General features: G+C 67.6%; 18 protein-coding genes. 12 read left to right on the top strand and 6 right to left on the bottom strand.

Translation table 11 applies throughout. The features are described 5' to 3' along the window. Nucleotides 1-264: 264 nt before the first annotated feature. Both ACLJQ7_RS03205 and ACLJQ7_RS03210 read left to right on the top strand, forming a co-directional pair. The gene (locus ACLJQ7_RS03205; protein WP_410646608.1) at nt 265-1,344 is read left to right on the top strand and encodes a dihydrodipicolinate reductase; all 1,080 of its coding nucleotides are present in this window, start codon (nt 265-267) and stop codon (nt 1,342-1,344) included. Continuing rightward, on the top strand, nt 1,341-1,820 hold the full coding sequence (locus tag ACLJQ7_RS03210; protein WP_378439269.1) for a carboxymuconolactone decarboxylase family protein: 480 nt from the start codon (nt 1,341-1,343) through the stop codon (nt 1,818-1,820). Before ACLJQ7_RS03205 ends, ACLJQ7_RS03210 begins: the two co-directional genes overlap by 4 nt. A gap of 58 nt (nt 1,821-1,878) precedes the next feature. Here the strand turns inward: ACLJQ7_RS03210 and ACLJQ7_RS03215 are convergent, their stop codons facing one another. Continuing rightward, a complete protein-coding gene (locus ACLJQ7_RS03215; RefSeq protein WP_410646609.1) occupies nt 1,879-3,420 on the bottom strand; it encodes a GMC oxidoreductase in 1,542 nt (513 codons plus the stop codon). A gap of 173 nt (nt 3,421-3,593) precedes the next feature. Between ACLJQ7_RS03215 and ACLJQ7_RS03220 the strand changes: the two genes are divergently transcribed. The 4 genes from ACLJQ7_RS03220 (at nt 3,594) to ACLJQ7_RS03235 (ending at nt 7,886) form a co-directional block, all read left to right on the top strand. Then, on the top strand, nt 3,594-3,959 hold the full coding sequence (locus ACLJQ7_RS03220) for an RNA-binding S4 domain-containing protein (RefSeq protein ID WP_125677409.1): 366 nt from the start codon (nt 3,594-3,596) through the stop codon (nt 3,957-3,959). A gap of 177 nt (nt 3,960-4,136) precedes the next feature. After that, nucleotides 4,137-6,449 carry a cellulose binding domain-containing protein gene (locus ACLJQ7_RS03225; RefSeq protein ID WP_410646610.1) on the top strand — a complete coding sequence of 771 codons (2,313 nt, stop codon included), beginning with the start codon at nt 4,137-4,139 and terminating at the stop codon, nt 6,447-6,449. Further along, entirely contained in the window at nt 6,446-6,850 is a 405-nt protein-coding gene (locus ACLJQ7_RS03230; RefSeq protein WP_410646611.1) for a cellulose binding domain-containing protein, read from the top strand. Before ACLJQ7_RS03225 ends, ACLJQ7_RS03230 begins: the two co-directional genes overlap by 4 nt. Next, a complete protein-coding gene (locus ACLJQ7_RS03235) occupies nt 6,750-7,886 on the top strand; it encodes a right-handed parallel beta-helix repeat-containing protein (protein ID WP_410646998.1) in 1,137 nt (378 codons plus the stop codon). The genes ACLJQ7_RS03230 and ACLJQ7_RS03235 overlap by 101 nt, the downstream gene beginning before the upstream one ends. A gap of 44 nt (nt 7,887-7,930) precedes the next feature. Here ACLJQ7_RS03235 and ACLJQ7_RS03240 read toward each other — a convergent pair whose 3' ends face one another. Beyond that, entirely contained in the window at nt 7,931-8,734 is an 804-nt protein-coding gene (locus tag ACLJQ7_RS03240) for a class I SAM-dependent methyltransferase (RefSeq protein WP_410646612.1), read from the bottom strand. Between the two features lie 50 nt (nt 8,735-8,784). On the opposite strand from ACLJQ7_RS03240, the gene ACLJQ7_RS03245 reads away from it, so the two are divergent. Next, on the top strand, nt 8,785-9,357 hold the full coding sequence (locus tag ACLJQ7_RS03245; RefSeq protein ID WP_410646613.1) for a TetR/AcrR family transcriptional regulator: 573 nt from the start codon (nt 8,785-8,787) through the stop codon (nt 9,355-9,357). 220 nt (nt 9,358-9,577) lie between these two features. Here the strand turns inward: ACLJQ7_RS03245 and ACLJQ7_RS03250 are convergent, their stop codons facing one another. From ACLJQ7_RS03250 to ACLJQ7_RS03260, 3 genes are all read right to left on the bottom strand, one after another. Next, nucleotides 9,578-10,411 (bottom strand): bifunctional 5,10-methylenetetrahydrofolate dehydrogenase/5,10-methenyltetrahydrofolate cyclohydrolase, encoded by an 834-nt coding sequence (locus tag ACLJQ7_RS03250; protein ID WP_410646615.1) that lies wholly within the window; start codon nt 10,409-10,411, stop codon nt 9,578-9,580. Next, entirely contained in the window at nt 10,408-11,031 is a 624-nt protein-coding gene (locus ACLJQ7_RS03255; protein WP_410646616.1) for a cyclodeaminase/cyclohydrolase family protein, read from the bottom strand. Before ACLJQ7_RS03255 ends, ACLJQ7_RS03250 begins: the two co-directional genes overlap by 4 nt. Nucleotides 11,032-11,152: 121 nt before the next feature. After that, nucleotides 11,153-11,980 (bottom strand): peptidoglycan-binding domain-containing protein, encoded by an 828-nt coding sequence (locus tag ACLJQ7_RS03260; protein WP_410646617.1) that lies wholly within the window; start codon nt 11,978-11,980, stop codon nt 11,153-11,155. A 170-nt stretch (nt 11,981-12,150) separates the two neighbouring features. On the opposite strand from ACLJQ7_RS03260, the gene ACLJQ7_RS03265 reads away from it, so the two are divergent. From ACLJQ7_RS03265 to ACLJQ7_RS03275, 3 genes are all read left to right on the top strand, one after another. Then, nucleotides 12,151-12,606: a hypothetical protein gene (locus ACLJQ7_RS03265; protein ID WP_410646618.1), complete on the top strand. Its 456-nt coding sequence runs from the start codon at nt 12,151-12,153 to the stop codon at nt 12,604-12,606. Between the two features lie 188 nt (nt 12,607-12,794). Beyond that, nucleotides 12,795-15,128, top strand: coding sequence for a chitobiase/beta-hexosaminidase C-terminal domain-containing protein (locus ACLJQ7_RS03270; RefSeq protein WP_410646619.1), 2,334 nt, complete (start codon nt 12,795-12,797; stop codon nt 15,126-15,128). A 217-nt stretch (nt 15,129-15,345) separates the two neighbouring features. Further along, entirely contained in the window at nt 15,346-15,876 is a 531-nt protein-coding gene (locus ACLJQ7_RS03275; RefSeq protein ID WP_410646620.1) for an aldehyde dehydrogenase family protein, read from the top strand. On the opposite strand, the gene ACLJQ7_RS03280 is transcribed toward ACLJQ7_RS03275, so the two are convergent. Further along, a complete protein-coding gene (locus ACLJQ7_RS03280; protein ID WP_410646621.1) occupies nt 15,849-16,529 on the bottom strand; it encodes a hypothetical protein in 681 nt (226 codons plus the stop codon). The two genes, ACLJQ7_RS03275 and ACLJQ7_RS03280, sit on opposite strands and share 28 nt — an antisense overlap. Before the next feature lie 187 nt (nt 16,530-16,716). Here ACLJQ7_RS03280 and ACLJQ7_RS03285 point away from each other — a divergent pair, with 187 nt between their 5' ends. Together ACLJQ7_RS03285 and ACLJQ7_RS03290 are read left to right on the top strand one after the other, a co-directional pair. Continuing rightward, nucleotides 16,717-17,172: a DUF4383 domain-containing protein gene (locus tag ACLJQ7_RS03285; protein WP_410646622.1), complete on the top strand. Its 456-nt coding sequence runs from the start codon at nt 16,717-16,719 to the stop codon at nt 17,170-17,172. A gap of 33 nt (nt 17,173-17,205) precedes the next feature. Next, nucleotides 17,206-18,087, top strand: a complete 882-nt coding sequence (locus ACLJQ7_RS03290; protein ID WP_410646623.1) for a manganese catalase family protein — start codon at nt 17,206-17,208, stop codon at nt 18,085-18,087. Nucleotides 18,088-18,339 lie beyond the last annotated feature (252 nt).

Here is an 18,339-nt window from a genome sequence, read left to right on the forward strand (position 1 = left end):
ACCGGGAAGCCAGAGGGCCGGCGCCTAACGGCCGGACACGACGACTCGCCGCCGGATGACCGGCGGCGGGGTTCTGTCCGACTCGGGGCTCGTCACGGGACGCACACTACACATGTCCGCCGTCGCGTCTCAACCCGATTGGAACAGCATCCGTTCCGCGTACCGGAACGCTTTCGTTGCCCGCCGGAATGAACCCGAGTAATGCGCGCTGACCTGCGGTTTTCATAATTGTTTCGGTACTGGGATTCGGTTAACCTCGACCTCATGATTCCCACGGTTGTCTGGGGTACAGGCAACATCGGCCGCGCCTCCATCCGGGCCGTCGACGCGCATCCGGCGCTGGAACTCACCGGTGTGCTCGTGCACGATTCCGCGAAGGTCGGCCGTGACGCGGCCGCGCTCGCGGGAATCGACGGCGAACTGGGTGTGGCGGCGACCGATGATGTCGAAGCGGTTCTGGCGGCGGGTCCGCGAGCGGTGGTGTACGCGGCGTCCGGCGACATCCGGCCCGCCGAGGCGCGGGCCGACATCGTCCGCGCGATTCGGGCCGGGGCGGTGGTGGTGACGCCCGCGCTCTACGCGTTGTACGACCAGCGGAACGCGCCCGAAGAACTGCGCGAGCCGGTCCTCGCGGCGATCGCGGAGGGCTGCGGATCACTCTTCGTCTCCGGGGTCGATCCGGGGTGGGGCAACGACATCCTGCCGTTGCTGATCAGCGGTCTCGGCACCACCGTGGACGTGGTCCGCTGCCAGGAGATCTTCGACTACTCCACCTACGATCAGCCGGACTCCGTCCGCTACCTCGTCGGGATGGGCCAGCCGATGGACTACGGGCCGCCGATGCTGGCCCCGTCGGTGCCCACGATGGTGTGGGGCGGTCAGGTGCGGCTGATCGCCCGTGGCCTCGGGGTGGACCTGGACGAAATCCGGGAGACGCTCGACCGCCGTCCGCTCGAGAAGACCGTGACCACGCGGGCGATGGGCGAATTCGAAGCGGGCACGCAGGGCGCGGTTCGCTTCGAGGTACAGGGGATCGTGGATGGCGAGCCCCGGATCGTCATCGAGCACGTCACGCGGATCCACTCGTCGTGCGCGCCGGACTGGCCGATGCCGCCCAGCGGCGACGGGGCGCACAAGGTGATCATCGAGGGCCGTCCCAGGATCGAAGTCTCGGTCGAGGCCACCGACGAGGGCGAGAACCGGTCCGCCGGCGGCAACGCGACCGCGGTCGGCAGGCTGGTCGGTGCCATCGACTGGCTCGTGGACGCCGAACCGGGCCTTTACGACGCACTCGACGTCCCCCTGCGACCGGCGACCGGCAAGCTCGGAAGGAGCGCGCGATGAACATCGACATTCCCGAAGGCAAGGACCCGATCGGCTACGTATGGGGCGAGATGGTGCCCGGGATCGGTGTCGCCGCGTCGCAACTCTCGCTCGCGGTGTACTCGCACACCACGCTGGGGCTCCGCGAGTTCGAGGCGGCCCGGTTGCGGATCGCGCAGATCAACGGCTGCGTCTTCTGCCTGGACTGGCGGACCGAGCGTGACGGGGTGAAGGTCGAGGAGGAGTTCGCCGACGCGGTGACCGAGTGGCGCACCACCGACGCGTTCGACGAGCGGACCCGGCTGGCCGCCGAGTACGCCGAACGCTACGCGCTCGACCACCACGGCATCGACGACGAATTCTGGAAGCGGATGGCCGAGCACTACAGCCAGAAGGAAATCGTCGAACTGAGTATGAGCATCGGCTCCTGGCTCGCCTTCGGACGGCTGAACCACGTTTTAGGGATCGACACGGTCTGCGTTCTGCCGAAGATATGACAGTGCTTGTTTAAAGAATAGGCCGGGGGCGGCGCCCCCGGCCTATTGTGGATCGTCGTCACAGATCGGTGGCGACGATCTTCTCGATGTTCCTTTCCGCCAGCGCGGTAATGGTGACGAACGGGTTCACCGAGGTGTTTCCCGGAATCAGCGCACCGTCGATCACGTAAAGGCCCGGATGGCCGTGGAGCCTGCCGTAATTGTCGGTCGCCTTGCCGAGCACCGCGCCGCCGAGCGGGTGGTACGTGAGGTGGTCGCCCCAGATCTTGTACGTGCCGAAGAGGTCGGTCCGGTAGATCGTGCCCTCCTTGGAATTGATCTTGTCGAAGATCGTCTTCGCCATCGCGATCGACGGCTGTTTCCACGCGGTCTGCCAGTCGAGGTCGACCTTGTTCGCGCTCGGGTTCCAGGAGAACGTCGCGCGGTGGGTGTTCTTGGTGATCGACAGGTAGAACGAGGCATAGGTCTCGATACCGGTCGGCAGGGGTGCGACCTCGGCGAACGCGCCGCCCGCGGCCCAGTTGTCGATACCCGCGGTGGGAATGGACGACTGCAGCGCCCCGGTGGCGTCCCACATGTGGTTGGCCCGTCCGCACATGACGTTCCCGTTGTCACCCCAGCCCTTGCCGACCTCGTTGCTGAGGTTCGGCAGCGCACCGGTGGCCTTGAGCTTGACCAGTAGTTTGCTCGTGCCGACGCTGCCGGCGGCGAAGAACACCTTGTCCGCGGTGACGGACTTCGTCGCCGTCACGGTGCCGCCGGTGTCGAGCTGCTCCATCACCACGGTGTACCCGCCGCCGGACGCGGGCGTCACCGACGTGACACGGTGCAGCGCCGAGATCGTCACCCGCCCCGTCGCCTTGATCCGCGGGAGATAGGTCTGCTGCAACGACTTCTTGCCGGCGTTGTTGCCGTAGAGGATCTCCCCGGCCAGCGCGGACCGCGGAACCGTGCCCGCCTGCTCCTTCTTCATGTACTCCCAGTCGTACACGTCCGGGACGAACAGGAACGGGAACCCGGACCGCTGCGCGTGTTTCCGGCCGACTCGCGCGTACTGGTAGCACTCGGCGGTCTCGAACCAGTTCTGGTCGATGGTGGCGACGCCGAGACCAGTGTTGGCGCGCGGGTAGTAGACGCCGTACATCTCGTCGGCGTTGACCGTGGGCAGGACGGCACCGAAGTTCTCCCGTTTCGGTGTGACGGCCATGCCGCCGTTCACCAGCGAGCCGCCACCGACGCCGCGGCCCTGGTAGACGGTGATGCCACTGAACTCCTCGGCGTCGAGGATCCCGGTGTGGCGTGGGACGTCCTTGTCCAGCGGGAAGCCGAGGAAGTTGCTCAACGGCTGCTTGGTCCGCGTCCTCAGCCAGAAGGAACGGTAGTCGGGTTTGGTGGTGTTGGCGAAGATCTTGCCGTCCGTGCCCGGGGTGTCCCAGGCCATGCCGAGTTCGACGAGATGGACGTCGACGCCGGCCTCGGCGAGCCGGAGCGCGGCGACGCAGCCACCGTATCCGGAGCCGATGACGAGTGCCGGGATTCGGGCGGCGTCGGCGATGGAACTTTTCGCGGAAGCGGTCCCGCCGAGGGCGGCCGCTCCCAAGATAGAACCAGTTCCAGCGATAAAGAGGCGGCGGGATAACTGTCCGGAAGCGCTTCTCCGCATGGTTTCGTCGCTCACGTGATCTTCCTCACCGTTGAGGGATTTAGAACAAGTTATACCTGCGGCTATGCCGGGTGGCAATAAAGCCGGCCGATAGGCCACTATGTACAGCTGTGGAGTCCACTCGAGTTGATCGCTGGCTGTGGGCCGTCCGGCTGACCAAAACGCGTCCGGACGCCGCGGCGGCATGCCGTGGCGGCCATGTCCGCGTGAACGGCAAACCGGCCAAACCCGCGACCACGGTCGTGGCGGGCGACGAAGTGCGCGCGCGGGTGCACGACACCACGCGGATCCTGGAAGTGACGCGCGTGATCCAGAAACGGGTCGGTGCCGCCGATGCCGCGACCTGCTTCATCGACCGGACTCCCGCGCCGCCGCCGGAGGCCGCCGTTCCGGTCGCGCGGCGGGAACGGGGCGCGGGGCGTCCGACGAAGCGGGAGCGCCGCGTGCTCGACCGGTTCCGGTCGGGCGAGGGCTGACCTGCCCACCCGTTGGCGCGCAAGGCGTTCAAGAGTGACCTTCGTGCACGACGCCTCCGTTCACATACATGGACATGATTCACATCCGTTGACGACCGACAGGGACGTGAATTATAAAGACGGGGTCCGGGTGTACACGCCGCAACACCTTCCGTCAGTCCGTCACGGAGGTTTCGGGTGTCCCGAAAAAGTCCTCTTCGTCGTGCCGTCCTCCCGGCGGTCGCCGCCGTGGTCGCCACCGCCGCACTCCTGCAGGTACCGCCCCAGCCGGCGGACGCGGCGCCGGGCCCCGGCGCGCTGCCCGGCCTCGACCTCGGTGCGGCCAACCGCCGCGCTCCGGTCGCGGGGCTCTACGACTGGTCCAAGGCCGGGTATCGCGGTGGTGCCGCGCTGCCCGGCTCCGGTGAGGTGAATCCGGACGCCACCTGCCAGGTCACCGCTGCCGAGCTGGCGAGCCAGTACAACGTCAAACCCGACGACGGCGCAGACGACACGAACGGGATCCAGGCGGCGATCGACGGTATCAAGAGCGCGTGCTCGCCGTCCGGGAGCTACACCAAGCTCAGCACGATCACCTTCCCGGCGGGCCGGTTCGACGTCACGCACGAGATCCACGTCGACGCCGACTACCTGATCCTGCGCGGCGCGGGCAAGGACGCGACGAAGTTCGTCTACAAACCCGACGCGAACACCCTCTACGACACCCTCACCCCGGACGGTTCCGACTGGGACGAGGACGGGATGACCTCGGGCGCGGGCAAGGGCGGCTGGTTGTGGCCCGGTCGCGGGCTCTTCCGTGTCCAGCCCAGGGGCGTGCACGCGTCCTACTCGAGCGACTACGCCTCGGCGCCCGCGAACCGCAAGGACATCTTCGAGGGAACGATCAACGTCCACTGGAAGTCCGGGGTGAAACTGCGGGGCAAGCCGGGCGACACCGCGTTCGCCGCGCGAACGGGGGACAAGGTCGTCCACCTGGCGAGCAGCGGCGCGCTGACCTCGCTCGCCGCCGGGAACCTGGTCAACATCAGGGCGGCCAACTCGCGGAAGTTCTACGAGCTGCAGCAGGCGACGCCGACCACGTTCCCATTGCTGAACATGCACATGCGCCAGCAGATCTTCACGATCGCCGCGCTCGACACGTCCGCGCGCACGATCACCCTCGACAAACCGCTCGAGTACGACGTTCCGGTGAACTCCACTTCGGACGGTTCGGCCCCGATCGACGGCGCCACCTACGACTCGAAGGCGGCGCCGCTGGTCGACCCGGTGCTCGGCGTCGGATTCGAGAACCTCGGCTTCACCCAGGACATGCCGGGCCTGAACCCGGCGGAGGCGAACAACAACTACGGGAACATGGCGCCGGCCGCGGAGATGCACGGGATCGTCTTCAAATGGGCGGCGAACTCCTGGGTCCGCGGCATCCGGGCGGAGATGACCGGATCACATCCGATCGTCACCGAGGAGGCCAAGAACCTCCAGATCGTCGACAACGAACTCAACGGATCGTGGAACAAGGGCAAGGGCGGCAACGGCTACTTCCGCGGCTCCCGGGTCTGGGATTCGCTCTATGCCGGCAACACTTCGACCCTGCTGCGGCATTTCACCTTCCAGTGGTCCGCCGCGGGCAACGTGGTGATCGGCAACTCGTTCGACTCCGACCTCAACCTGCACGGAGGCTGGGAACGCAACAATCTGTTCGAACTCAACACGGTCAAGGTCCCGTACGCGCACCGCTCGGGGAACTGCCGCGCCAACTGCGGTGAGGAGGGCGGCGGCGGTCCCGACGATTCGAACTGGTTCCCGATCTGGTGGGGCGCGGGCAAGAAGGCGGTCAAGTGGTCGGGCGCTTCCGGCTACCGCAACGTGTTCTTCAACAACGCCATGACCAAACAGCTCGCGGACAACGGCCCGTATGACGACTTCTACGCCGACCGGCACCGCGTCTACTCCTTCGGCTGGGACGGCGCCGCGTACGAACACCTCGACATCGGCGGCACCCCGATCGCCGACTGGGCGAAGAACGAGCAACGGGACTACACCGGAGGGCACGGTGTCGACGCGAGCAAGACCGATGCCTCGTCGTCGCTCTTCCTGAAGTCCGTCGACGGGACCCCGCCATCTTCGCCGACGAGCCAGAGCCCCACCACTTCGACAACGACGTCCCAGAGTCCCACGGCCTGCCTGAACGCGACGTTCACCCGTAAGTCGGTGTGGGACAGCGGTTACGGTGCCGGCTTCACGGTCACCAACACCTGTTCGGCCGCCGTCGATTCGTGGGCGGTCGAGTTCGACCTGCCTGCCGGGACGACGATCACCGGATCGTGGAGTTCGGTGCTGACCAGGACCGGGCAGCACTACCGGTTCGGGAACGCGGCCCACAACGGGAGCGTCAAACCCGGCGGTACGGCGACGTTCGGCTTCAACGCCGCCGGTCAGGGACTCCCGGTCGCCTGCTCGATCGCCGGAACGAAATGCGGAGGCACGGAATGACGAGGAAACGACTGCTCGCCGCGATCGCGGCCACGGCGTCGGCGGCCGGCCTGTTCGGCGCCGTCGTCACCGCCGAGGCCGCCGCGCCCAGCGTGACCGCGACCTTCGCCCGGAGTTCGGTGTGGGACAGCGGATACGGCGGGAAGTACACGCTGACCAACGTGGGCGACGCGAACAGTACACAGTGGACGATCGAGTTCGATCTCCCCGAGGGCACCATGATCACGACGTCGTGGAGTTCGGTGCTCACCCAGGACCGGCCAGCACTACAAGGTCACCAACGCCGGCTTCAACGGCACGATCAAACCCGGCGGCGCCGCGGCGTTCGGCTTCAACACCAAGGGGCTCGGCCTGCCGACCGGCTGCACCATCAACGGCAGCCCGTGCGGGGGAGGGGGTGAAACGCCGCCCAGCACCACGACCACGAGCAAACCGCCCACGACGACCACCGGTGTTCCTGCGGGAGACGTGATCGACGTGAGCACGGCGGCCGAACTGCGAACCGCGCTCGCCGCGGCGAGCCCCGGCCAGACCATCCGCCTGGCCGCCGGAACCTATCGTGGTTCGTTCGTGGCCACGAAACCCGGCACGGCGGGCGCGCCGATCACGGTGACCGGACCCTCGACGGCGGTCCTGATCAACGACGGCCCGTCCGGTGAGGCGCCGTCCTGCCCGGCGCCGACCGCGGGCTGGGACTCCGGGTACGGGTTCTGGCTCCACGGTGCGCCGTACTGGCACCTCGAGGGCTTCACCGTGCAGGAGTCGAAGAAGGGCATCGTCGCGGACGACTCGCACCACACCGTGATCGAGGGGGTGCGGGTGCACCGGATCGACGAGGAGGCCGTGCACTTCCGCCGTTCCTCGGCGGACAGCGTCATCCGCGATTCGACGATCAGCCACACCGGCCTCGTGCAGGCGGGTTACGGCGAGGGCGTCTACCTCGGCTCGGCGAACTCGAACTGGGCGTGCCACGGGAATTCCGGCGGGGTCGACCGCGGCGACCGGATCCAGGTACTCGACAACCACATCGGGCCGTACGTCGCCGCGGAGGCCATCGATGTCAAGGAGGGCACCGCGGACGGCGTCATCCGGGGCAACACCTTCGACGGCCAAGGGGTTTCCGGGCAGAACTCGGCCGATTCCTGGGTCGACGTCAAGGGATCCGGATACGTGATCGAGGGCAACATCGGGACCTTCGCTTCGCCGGGGACGTTCACGAACGGCTACGAGACGCACAACCCAGGGACCACCCCGGCGTTCCCGAACGGTTGCGGGAACGTGTGGCGGGACAACAAGTCCGATCTCGGCGGGGTCGGCCAGTACGCCATCAAGATCACGTCGACGTCGAAGTGTTCGGAGCGGCCCAACGTCGTGCACGCGTCCAACACCGTGTCGAGGGCGGTGAAGGGGCTGACCAACATCCCCGTCACACCTTGACGGACGCCGGTGACGGGAGCGGCGCGGCTCCCGTCACCGGCGGGTCAGTCCCGGACCGCGGTGATCGCGACGGTGGCGTAGCGCACGGTGAACCGTCCGCCCATCCCGTCGATCACCGCACCGACTTCAGCGAGGATCTCTTGTCGCACTGTGGATTCGACCCACGTGAGCGAACCGAACGTCGGAAGCTGGTCCAGCCATTCGTCCCGGGTGTAGACCCGGTCCCAGTCGTGGCGGCTTCGTTCCGGCTCGCCGAATCCGCCTGCTTCGAGCAGGCCGTCGGCGACCTTCACGATGAGTGGCCCGTACGGGTCAGAGGGTTGTTTCGGCACGCTGCCGAGATCGATCGGGGAATCCGGCACGAGCCGCCGGTAAGCGTCCGCCAAGGCGTTCGCGACCTCTTCCGGCGGTTCGGGTACGTGCCAGAACGCGGCCAAGAGCCCGCCGGGCCGTAGTACTTCGGCGGCCTTGGCGGCGCCCGCCACCGAGTCGACCCAGTGCCAGGCCTGCCCGGAGACGAGCAGATCGAACCGGCGTCCGGCGGGCTCCCAGTCCTCGAACTTCGCGACCTTCACGTCGATGCCGCTCCGGCGGGCGAACGCGGCCATGCGGGGGTCCGGTTCGACACCAACGACGTGACAACCCGCCGCCTGGAACTGGCGTGCTTCGATCCCGGTGCCGGCGCCCACGTCGAGGACGTCGCGGCCGGGGGCGGCGGTGATGAGGTGACCGATGAGTTCCGGGGGATAGGCGGGCCGGGTTCGGTCGTAACGTTCGACGTCCGTACCGAATGATTCCGCGGCCTGTCGATAGCGATGAGGCTCTTGCCCCGAGGGTAGAGTGGGCATGCGCCCACCTTAAGTGGGCACGTGCCCACTCGTCAACGCAAGGGAGTCGTATGCCGACCGGGGTAGCCCTGCGCGCCGTCCGCGCGCAGTTGTTCGACGCGGCGGAGCGTGTCCTGCTGCGGGACGGGCCGAGCGGGCTCACCAGCCGCGCCGTGACCACGGAGGCGGACTGCGCGAAAGGCGTCCTTCACCGGCATTTCGACGACTTCGACGGATTCCTGGCCGAGTTCGTGCTCGACCGGATCGAGAAGCTGGACGAGAAGGGTCTTCGGGAGGCCGTCGGTACCGGAACGGTCGTGGACAACCTCACCACGGCGCTCACCGCGGTGTTCGAGTCGGTCGCGGTCGCGATCGTCCCGCTCGTGATCTTCCGCGACGAGCTGCGTGCCCGGTTGCGTCGCGAGTGGCCCGCCGGGGTTCCGGTCCTGACCCAGGCCGCCGTGATGATCGGCGGCTACCTCGGCGCGGAACGAGCACGGGGCAGGATCGCGGCGGACGCCGACATCGAGACCCTCGCGGCCACGCTCATCGGTGCCACGCATCTGCTCTACGCCGACCGCACGGGTGCCACGCCGGAGGTGGCGCAGGTGCGGAAGGTGGTGGAGACGGTGATCGGGACGTGACACGCGTGATCAGGCGGCGCACTCACGTGATTGAGGGCGTAACTCACGTGATTGAAGGCGTAACTTCGTGTGCGGCCTCATCACGCGGGTGCCATGCCGACGTTGCGAAAGCCACTTTCGCAACATTGAAGGTTGCGAAAGTGGCTTTCGCAACACGCCGCTTTCGTCTCAGGACGCGAAAGGCGGCGAGTCCTCAATGGACTCGCCGCCTTCCGGTGGATCAGGACTGCGCGGCGGTGACGGTGTGCCGCAGCAGCAGCGACGTCGTGACCGGGCCGACGCCGCCGGGAACCGGCGTGATCGAACCCGCGATCTCCTCGACCGCGGCCTGGTCGACGTCGCCGACGAGCCCGCCTTCGGGCGTCGGGTTCGTGCCGACGTCGATCACCACGGCACCGGGCTTGACGTGGTCCGCGCCGACGAAGTGCGCGCGGCCGACGGCCACGACCAGGACGTCCGCGGTCTTGGTGACCGCCGCGAGGTCCTTGGTGCGGGAGTGGCAGACGGTGACCGTCGCGTGCTCGCCGAGCAGCAGCAGCGCGGCGGGCTTGCCGACGATGGTCGAGCGGCCCACGACGGCGACCTGGGCACCGGACAGGGCGACCTGCTCACGCTTCAGGATCTCCAGCACCGCGGCGGCGGTGGCGGGCGCGTAGGTCGGGAGGCCCGCGGTGAGACGGCCGAGGCTGACCGGGTTGGCGCCGTCGACGTCCTTGGCCGGATCGATATGCGCGCCGACGTGGTCGAGCGTGACCCCTTCGGGCAACGGGGTCTGGCAGATGATGCCGTGGACCGACGGGTCCGCGGAGAGCTTGTCGAGTTCGCGGGTGACGTCCTCGCCGGTCGGCTTCTCGAGCTGGACCACGCGGCAGTCGACACCGACCTTCTTCGCGGCACGCTCGATCGAGCGCACGTACCAGGCGGTGGCGTCGTCGTCGGTCGGCACGAGCACGGCGAGCGTCGGGGCGGTGCCCGATTCGCGGAGCTTGGCGGCGGTCTCGGTGACCTCGGCGGTGATGGCGGCGGCGATCGCGCGCCCGTCGATCAGGGTCATCGGGCGAGCCTTTCGCGAACCTGGGCGATGAGGGCGTCGGCGCGCCCGGCGGCGGGGGTGTACTCGGTGAGGCGGGCCTCGGTCTCCTCGCGGAGCTGCTCGTCCGCCATGGACGCGAGGTTGACCTCGACGTTGACCACACCGGATTCGAGCGCGGACTTGGCGGACGAAGCCGCGACCGCGATGTCGGAGATGACGTTGGTGTTGGCGCCTTCGAGGATCGAGGCGGCGACGTCGATGACCTCGGCGGCGAGGGCTGCCGTGCGCAGCGGGACCTCGGCGGCGCCGACCAGCGCGGCCTGGATCGCGGCGCTACGCGCCTGCTTCTCCTCGTCGGTGGCCTTGGGGAGCTTGTACGCGGCGACCACGGCGTCGAACGCGGCGGCGTCGTCGGCGGCGAGGCCGAGCGCCCGCGCACGGAGGTCTTCGGCCTTGGCCAGCGCCTCGGTCATGGTGGCCTCGTGCTCGGCGTACTTCGGCTTGCCGATGGTCAGGTTGCACACCATGGAGACCAGGGCGGCACCGACCGCGGCGTTCATCGCGGCACCCGCGCCACCACCGGGCGTCGAGGCCTTCGATGCCAGCTCGTCGAGCCACTGACCGACCGGTTGAGCCTCCACGCGATGTTCCCTTCCCGCTGGTTTTGCCGTCGCGCCGAAGCCTACCCGGGACTTCCCGGACAGCCCGAAGGCCACCTTCGCGACGATCGACATCGGCGAAAGTGGCCTCCGGCCGGCGGGGTCAGGACCGCTGGTACTCCTCCCAAGTCAGCTTCGGCGTGACGGCGGGGCCGTCGTCGGAACCACGGCCGGCGAGGCCGTTGTAGCCGAGGTAGTAGTCACCGGCCTGGTGCTGCGCACCCGACGAGAGGTCCGGATCGGACAACGCGATGGCGTGGATGTGGTAGGCGAAACCCTGCGCGGGGGTCCGGATCCAAGCCGCGAAGCCCACCTGCCGGAGCTTCCGCGCGACGTCGGTCCGCGTGGTCGAGGACATGCCTTCGACGCCGATATCGAGCGCACCGCCACCGTCGTGCGTCCCGGCCGAAGCGCCGACGCCGCCGGGGTTGTACGAGCCCTGCGTGATGGTGAGCTGCCTGCCGAGCAGGCCCTCGGCCTTCACCAGCATCGCCTTGGTCCGCGTGTTCATCGTCTTGCCGTGGTAGGTCAGGCGGCTACCCGCCGAAACCACCGCGGTCACGGTGTAGCGGCCCTCGCCCAGCTTCTCGAGCGACGTCTTGCCCGGCAGACCGGAGGCGTCGATCCCGGTGTAGCCCAGCGACTTCTGGTAGCTGGAGTACGCCGTGATGGTCGAGGTCCCGAAATGGCCGTCGACGTACTGCTGGTCGAGCAGTCCCTTGGCGGCCAGCGCCTGCTCCACCAGCACCACGCTGTCCTTGGCGCCCGGGGTCAGCGCGCTGTCGGCCCGGCGCGGGTCGATCTGCGCGGCCTTGAGCACCGCTTCCATACTGGCCGCGGGCAACGCGGTCACTTCGGCGCCGGCCGGTGCGGCGGCCACGCCGAGGGAGAGCGCGGTCGCTGTCGCGAGCACGGCTACCTTGGTCAACAATTCCTGCCTCCTGAGCGGATTCGGTTGTCCGGACAGCATGGGCAGCGTGAATACAAGGGCCGTACAAACGAACCTTTCTCAGGTCCTTGTCGCCCGGACGGGTGTCACTCCGGCGAAATCGGAAACGAGCTGATAAGACTTCCGGTGGACGCCGAAAGGTCGAGACCCACATGGTGCTACGGACTCAGCCACCCTCAAGGGCTCATCTCAGACTGCTCTCGGCGGCGGACTCGGCCCCGCCGGCGCGGCGCCGCGACCGGTACGGCGAGATCCCCGACCGGCGGCTCGCCGCGATCCTCGCCGCGGAGGACGTCGCCGAGGAACACGGGCTGAGCGCGCACGTCCGGACGACGTGTTACGTCCACCGCGGCTGGGTGCATCAATGCATCTCCGATCCGATGCACGTCCTGGTCGTCACCGGGCATCGCTGGTGCCGCCGGTGTGATCGCACGGTCGAAGTCCGGGTCGACGAGACCTTCCCGGGCTCGGTCGAGCTCCTCTGCGACGGCTGCGGTGTCCCGCCGGACACCGTCGCGAACCGCGAGGTCCTTCTGGCCTGCCGGGCCAGTCTGAGCGCCATGCACGGCGGGGAAGCGTCGACGCTGTACGTCGTCCCGGACCACTGACCGGCACCCGATCGCATCGCGCGAGAACGCGAACGGCTGTATCGGCTTGCGCTGTCCGGCGCACTCAGTGGTTTGGACCACCACTGTTATCGAAGCGTGATCTGGACATATCGCACGGACGGCTACTTTGTTGTGGCGCGCAACGAATTGCTTCGCCCGTGGATTTCCAACGCCGGAGGTGTCACGACGTGAACCGGATCCTTGTGCGGCCCCCACGGCGGAAAGGGGTCCGTGGCGTGCTCGCCGCGGGCCTTTCCGCGCTCCTGATCGCGACCGGGCTGGGCGGTGCCACCGCCGCGGCCGCCGACTACAGCCAGAATGCCGCCTCCCTGAACGCGAGCCAGGCACAGTTCTCCTTCACCCCGTCGACCCCCGCGCGGTACGTCGACATCCACTACACCGGCGTTCCGGGAGTGGGGCAGCAGAACGTCCGCATGACCGACAACGGCGGCACGTGGCGGCACACCGTCGGTTCGCTCGCCGCGGGCACGGTGCTCGACTACTGGTTCACCTACGAGAAGAGCGGGCCGCAGTACGACACCCCGCACTTCACGTACACCCACGGCGGCAGCGGCACGACCGTCGCCTCGCCGACGTTCGATCCACCGGGTGGCAACTATCCGAGCGCCCGGTCGGTGACGTTGTCGAGCGCGACCGCGGGCGCGATCATCCGGTACACAATGGACGGTTCCACCCCGACAACCTCGTCCACTATGTACGCCGGGCCGATCACGGTCTCCGCCACCTCGACGATCTCCGCGATCGCGCTCAAGTCCGGTTCGGCGAACTCCCCGGTGGCGTCGGCGAGCTACACGATCGGATCGGCACAGGGGACCTGCCCGGCTCAGGCCGAGGTTCCGGACTTCGGCCCGAACGTGCGGATCTTCGACCCGGGAATGCCGGCGTCGGCGATCCAGGCCAAGCTCGACGCGGACTTCAACGCGCAGAAGGACACGCTGACCGCGCAATTCACCGAACGCCGGTACGCGCACCTGTTCAAGCCCGGCGTGTACAACGGCATCCACGACAACGTCGGCTACTACACCTCCGTCGCGGGGCTCGGGCAGAACCCGGGCGACGTCGTGATCAACGGCGACGTGACCGTCGACGCGTTCAACGAGTCGGACAAGGGTGTGGCGCTGCAGAACTTCTGGCGCTCGGCGGAGAACCTGGCCGTGGTCCCGAGCGGCGGATCGACCCGCTGGGCGGTCGCGCAGGCCGCGCCGTTCCGCCGGATGGACATCCGCGGCGGGCTCCAGCTCTACCCGGCCAGCTACGGGTTCGCCAGCGGTGGCTACACCGCCGACAGCAAGGTGTCCGGGCAAACCGCGTCGATCTCGCAGCAGCAGTGGTACACCCGCGACAGCAGCTACGGCAGCTGGGACGGCGGCGTCTGGAATATGGTCTTCTCCGGGACGAGCGGCGCTCCCGCGAACACCTTCCCGAACCCGCCGGAGACGACGCTCGGCACCACGCCGGTCTCCCGTGACGTTCCGTACCTGTACCTCGACGGCTCCGGCAAGTACCGCGTGTTCCTGCCTTCGTTGCGCACCAACGCCTCCGGTCCGAGCTGGGCCAACGGTGGCACCCCGGGCGGCTCGCTGCCGATGAGCCAGTTCTACGTGGTGAAGGCGGGGGACACGGCGGTGTCGATCAACACCGCGCTTTCCCAGGGCTGCAACCTGTTCTTCACGCCGGGTGTCTACCACCTGAACCAGACGCTCAACGTGACGAAGGCGAACACCGTCGTGCTCGGCGTCGGCTACCCGACACTGGTACCGGACAACGGTGTCGACGCGATGAAGGTCGCCGACGTGGACGGCGTCCGGATCAAGGGTCTGCTGTTCGACGCGGGGACGACCAATTCGCAGTCGCTGCTCACGGTCGGCCAGGCGGGCTCGACGGCGAACCACTCCGCGAACCCGACGACCTTGCAGGACGTGTTCTTCCGGATCGGCGGCCAGATCGCGGGGAAGGCGACGAACAGCCTGATCGTCAACAGCCGTGACACGATCATCGACCACATCTGGGCGTGGCGGGCCGACCACGGCAACGTGGGCACCTATGGCTGGACGATCAACACCGGTGACACCGGCGTGGTCGTCAACGGCGACAACGTGCTGGCCACCGGCCTGTTCGTCGAGCACTACCAGAAGTACCAGGTGATCTGGAACGGCCAGAACGGCAGGACGATCTTCTTCCAGAACGAGATCCCGTACGACGTCCCGGATCAGGCAGGCTGGAAGAGTCCCAACGGGCTCAACGGGTACGCGGCGTACAAGGTGGGGGACAACGTGACCTCCCACGAGGCGTGGGGCCTGGGCAGCTACTGCTTCTTCAACGACAACCCGTCGGTGAACCTGTATCACGCGTTCGAGGTGCCGAACCGGGCAGGCGTCCGGTTCCACAACATGGTGACGGTTTCGTTGAACTACAAGGGAACCATCAAGCACGTGATCAACGACGCCGGGGCGGTGACGCCACCGGACACGCGGCCGAGCAATCTGGTGAGCTACCCGTAGTGCTCGTTGCCTGAAGTACGTAAAGGACCCCTTCATTGCGTCTAGCGCGGTGAAGGGGTCCTTCATGTACTTGGGAGGGAAGTGGCCGCTGTCCATAAAGGAACGCCTTCGGGGAGACGGTTGTCATGAGTGGCAATGAGCGTTAGAAAGCAAAGCCGCCTTCTGTATAACGCCCTATACCGAGCGGCGCCAAGCGTTCACGATTAGGCGCAGAACCATGATCAACAAGGATTCCCGAACGGTCGTCGACGAACTGCGTGACCTCTTCTCGACCTGCCATCACGACCGGCCCGCCGCCTTGCTGGGCGACGGAACGGTCGTCGTCGGCGGTCAGGCCGACCGCGACGAGAAGTACATCGCGCCCACCGTGCTCACCGGGGTGTCGCCGGATGCCCCGGTGATGCGGGACGAGATCTTCGGCCCGATCCTGCCGATCGCCGACGTCGCCGACGTCGACGCGGCGCTGGCGTTCGTCAACGAGCGCGACAAGCCACTGGCGCTGTACGCCTTCACCGAATCGGAGGAGACGAAGCGCCGGATCGAGACGGAGACGTCGTCGGGAGGGCTGGTGTTCGGCGCCAAGATCATCCACCTCGCGGCGCCGGAACTGCCGTTCGGCGGTGTGGGGGAGAGCGGGATGAGCCCGCTATCACGGGCGCTACTCGATCGACGACTTCAGCCATGGGAAGGCCGTGCTGGACAAGCCGCTCGCCGGGTGAGTCAGCGACCCTCCCTGCTGCCTTCGTAGGCGCGCTCGCGCAACTCGGTGAGCCAGCCGGGCCGCAGCTCCCAGCCCGGTGGTGGGTTGAGCATCGGATCGAAAGCGGGGCGAGGGGAGTCGTCGTCGACCTCGTGGAGGGTCAGCCTCGCGCAGGGGGTCCGGTGGCCGTTCGCGCGGACGGTTTCGACGAGAAAGGTCACTGGCCCCTCCGCCAGCAGCCGCCGCAAACCGTCCAGCGACGCTTCGGCGTGCCGCGACGTCTCCGCGTAGGCGGACAGCCAGACCAGCTCACCCTTGGTGCGATAGGGCAGCAACGTGCTGTAGCGACCGGCCGTCCAGGCGCGTGACGGCCGCGGCAGCACGCGACCGGCGAGGCCGGTGCCCGACGTGGTCAACGTGAGATCCCACGGATGGCCTCCGACGGCGGGGATCCGCACCGCCAGGCCCAGTGCATCGGGCACGCGCCCCGGGAGACCGGCGCCCTTGGACATCCGCACGGTGACGGCCACCGGCTCTTCGGGCAGTGCCAGGTCATCACGCCTCAAAGCCTGAAGTTCCCCTTTGAGCAGTAGACCGTTCGGGTGGAATGCCCGAGCGCCGCGAAGCGCCGCCAGTGCGCGAAATCCGGCGCGGAAAAGCTTGCCGAACGGCCCGGCCTGGGGTGCTTTCTCCTCGGCCACGATTTCCACCCTCCTTGTGACGTGCGTGCTTCGCAGGGGCTACCCCGAACGCGCCGGATTACACGGGGGTTCCCACGGATTCGAAAACGCCGGTTCCCCCGGTGTGACCGGATCTCCCTCGGGTACCCGCGTGTTGTTCGCCCATCGGGCGTCCGACAGTCCTGTTCCACCTGGATCGGAGGAAATCATGACTGCATCGCCGGCCACGGTTCGGCGGGCACCGCGCCAGCTCCTCGCCCTCGGCGTGGGCGCGGTCTTCCTGCTCGTCGGCATTCTCGGCTTCATCCCCGGCATCACGACGAACTACGAGCAGCTGAGCGGTGCCGGGCACGAGTCCGGCGCGTTGCTGCTGGGTGTGTTCCAGGTGTCGATCCTGCACAACATCGTCCACTTCGCGTTCGGCGTCGCGGGCATTCTGCTGGCCCGGACGGTGACCGGCGCGAAGGCGTTCCTCGTGGGCGGTGGGGTGATCTACCTCGTGCTCTGGCTCTACGGGCTGCTGATCGACCACGGCTCGGCGGCCAATTTCGTGCCCGTCAACACCGCCGACAACTGGCTGCACCTCGGGCTCGCCGTCGGGATGATCGCCCTCGGGCTCATTCCGCTCTCCGGCTCGAAGGCGCCGATCGCCGACTCTCGTTAGTCCGTTCTCACCTGAATTCTCTGGAGGTTGTCAGTGTTCCGTCATACCAAATCGCTCCAATTCGAGGCCAAACCGGAAAAGCCGGACGCGCTGTACGCCCGTAAGCTGCAGGAACTCATCGGCGGCGCCTACGGTGAAATGACCGTCACCATGCAGTACCTGTTCCAGGGCTGGAATTGCCGGATCGAAGGCAAGTACAAGGATTTGATCATGGATACGGCGACCGAGGAGATCGGGCACGTCGAAATGCTCGCGACGATGGTCGCCCGGTTGCTCGAAGGGGCGCCCGCCACCATGGTGGCCGAAGCCGCGAAGGATCCGGCCACGGCGGCGATCCTCGGCGGGATGGATCCCCAGCAGGCGATCATCTCCGGTGGCGGCGCCACGCCGAGCGACAGCCAGGGCTATCCCTGGAACGGCCGCTACATCGTGGCGTCGGGCAATCTGCTCGCCGACTTCCGGGCGAACGTGGCGGCGGAGGCACAGGGCCGCCTGCAGACGGCCCGGTTGTACAACATGACCGACGACCCCGGTGTGAAGGCGATGCTGCAGTTCAACCTCGCGCGGGACACGGTGCACCAGAAGCAGTGGCTCGCCGCGATCGAGGAACTCAAGGCCGACGGCCTGGAAGGCGACATCGCGCCGACGGCGTTGTTCGACGAGGAGAACCAGGACCACAACAACTCGGTCTGGCACCTGTCCGACGGCCCGGACGGTGCGAAGGGCGGCTGGAGCTTCGGCGAAGACGGGATCGAGTACCTGATGGAACCCGAGCCGCTCGGCGGACCGGGCACCGCTCCGAAACCCGATCCGGCGCTTTACGGCACCTACGCCCCGGTGCAGGACGCGGTCGGGACGGTCAAGGGCAAGGTCAAGGACGCCAAGAAGAAGGCCACCAAGTCGAGCAAGAGCTAGCACCCCGATGTGAAGGGCTCCTCCCTGTGGCCGAGGGAGGAGCCCTTCACGGGTGTGTCAGCAGGATCCCGACAAGTCGCGTAACCGCTGGTGAAGTCGGCGGAGGGGTGAAGGCGGGCTTGTCACAGTGGCGCCGGCGCCTCCTCGACTGTCCATAGGGGGACTGTTCCGAGGTAGCGGTGCGCAGGGGTCGTGACTGGCAATGGTCGTTCTAACCCCCTTAATCACTCACGACCCCCTCGGCAACCCGCA

Source organism: Amycolatopsis sp. cmx-4-54 (genome assembly GCF_046548895.1).
In the GTDB taxonomy this organism is placed as follows: Bacteria; Actinomycetota; Actinomycetes; order Mycobacteriales; family Pseudonocardiaceae; genus Amycolatopsis.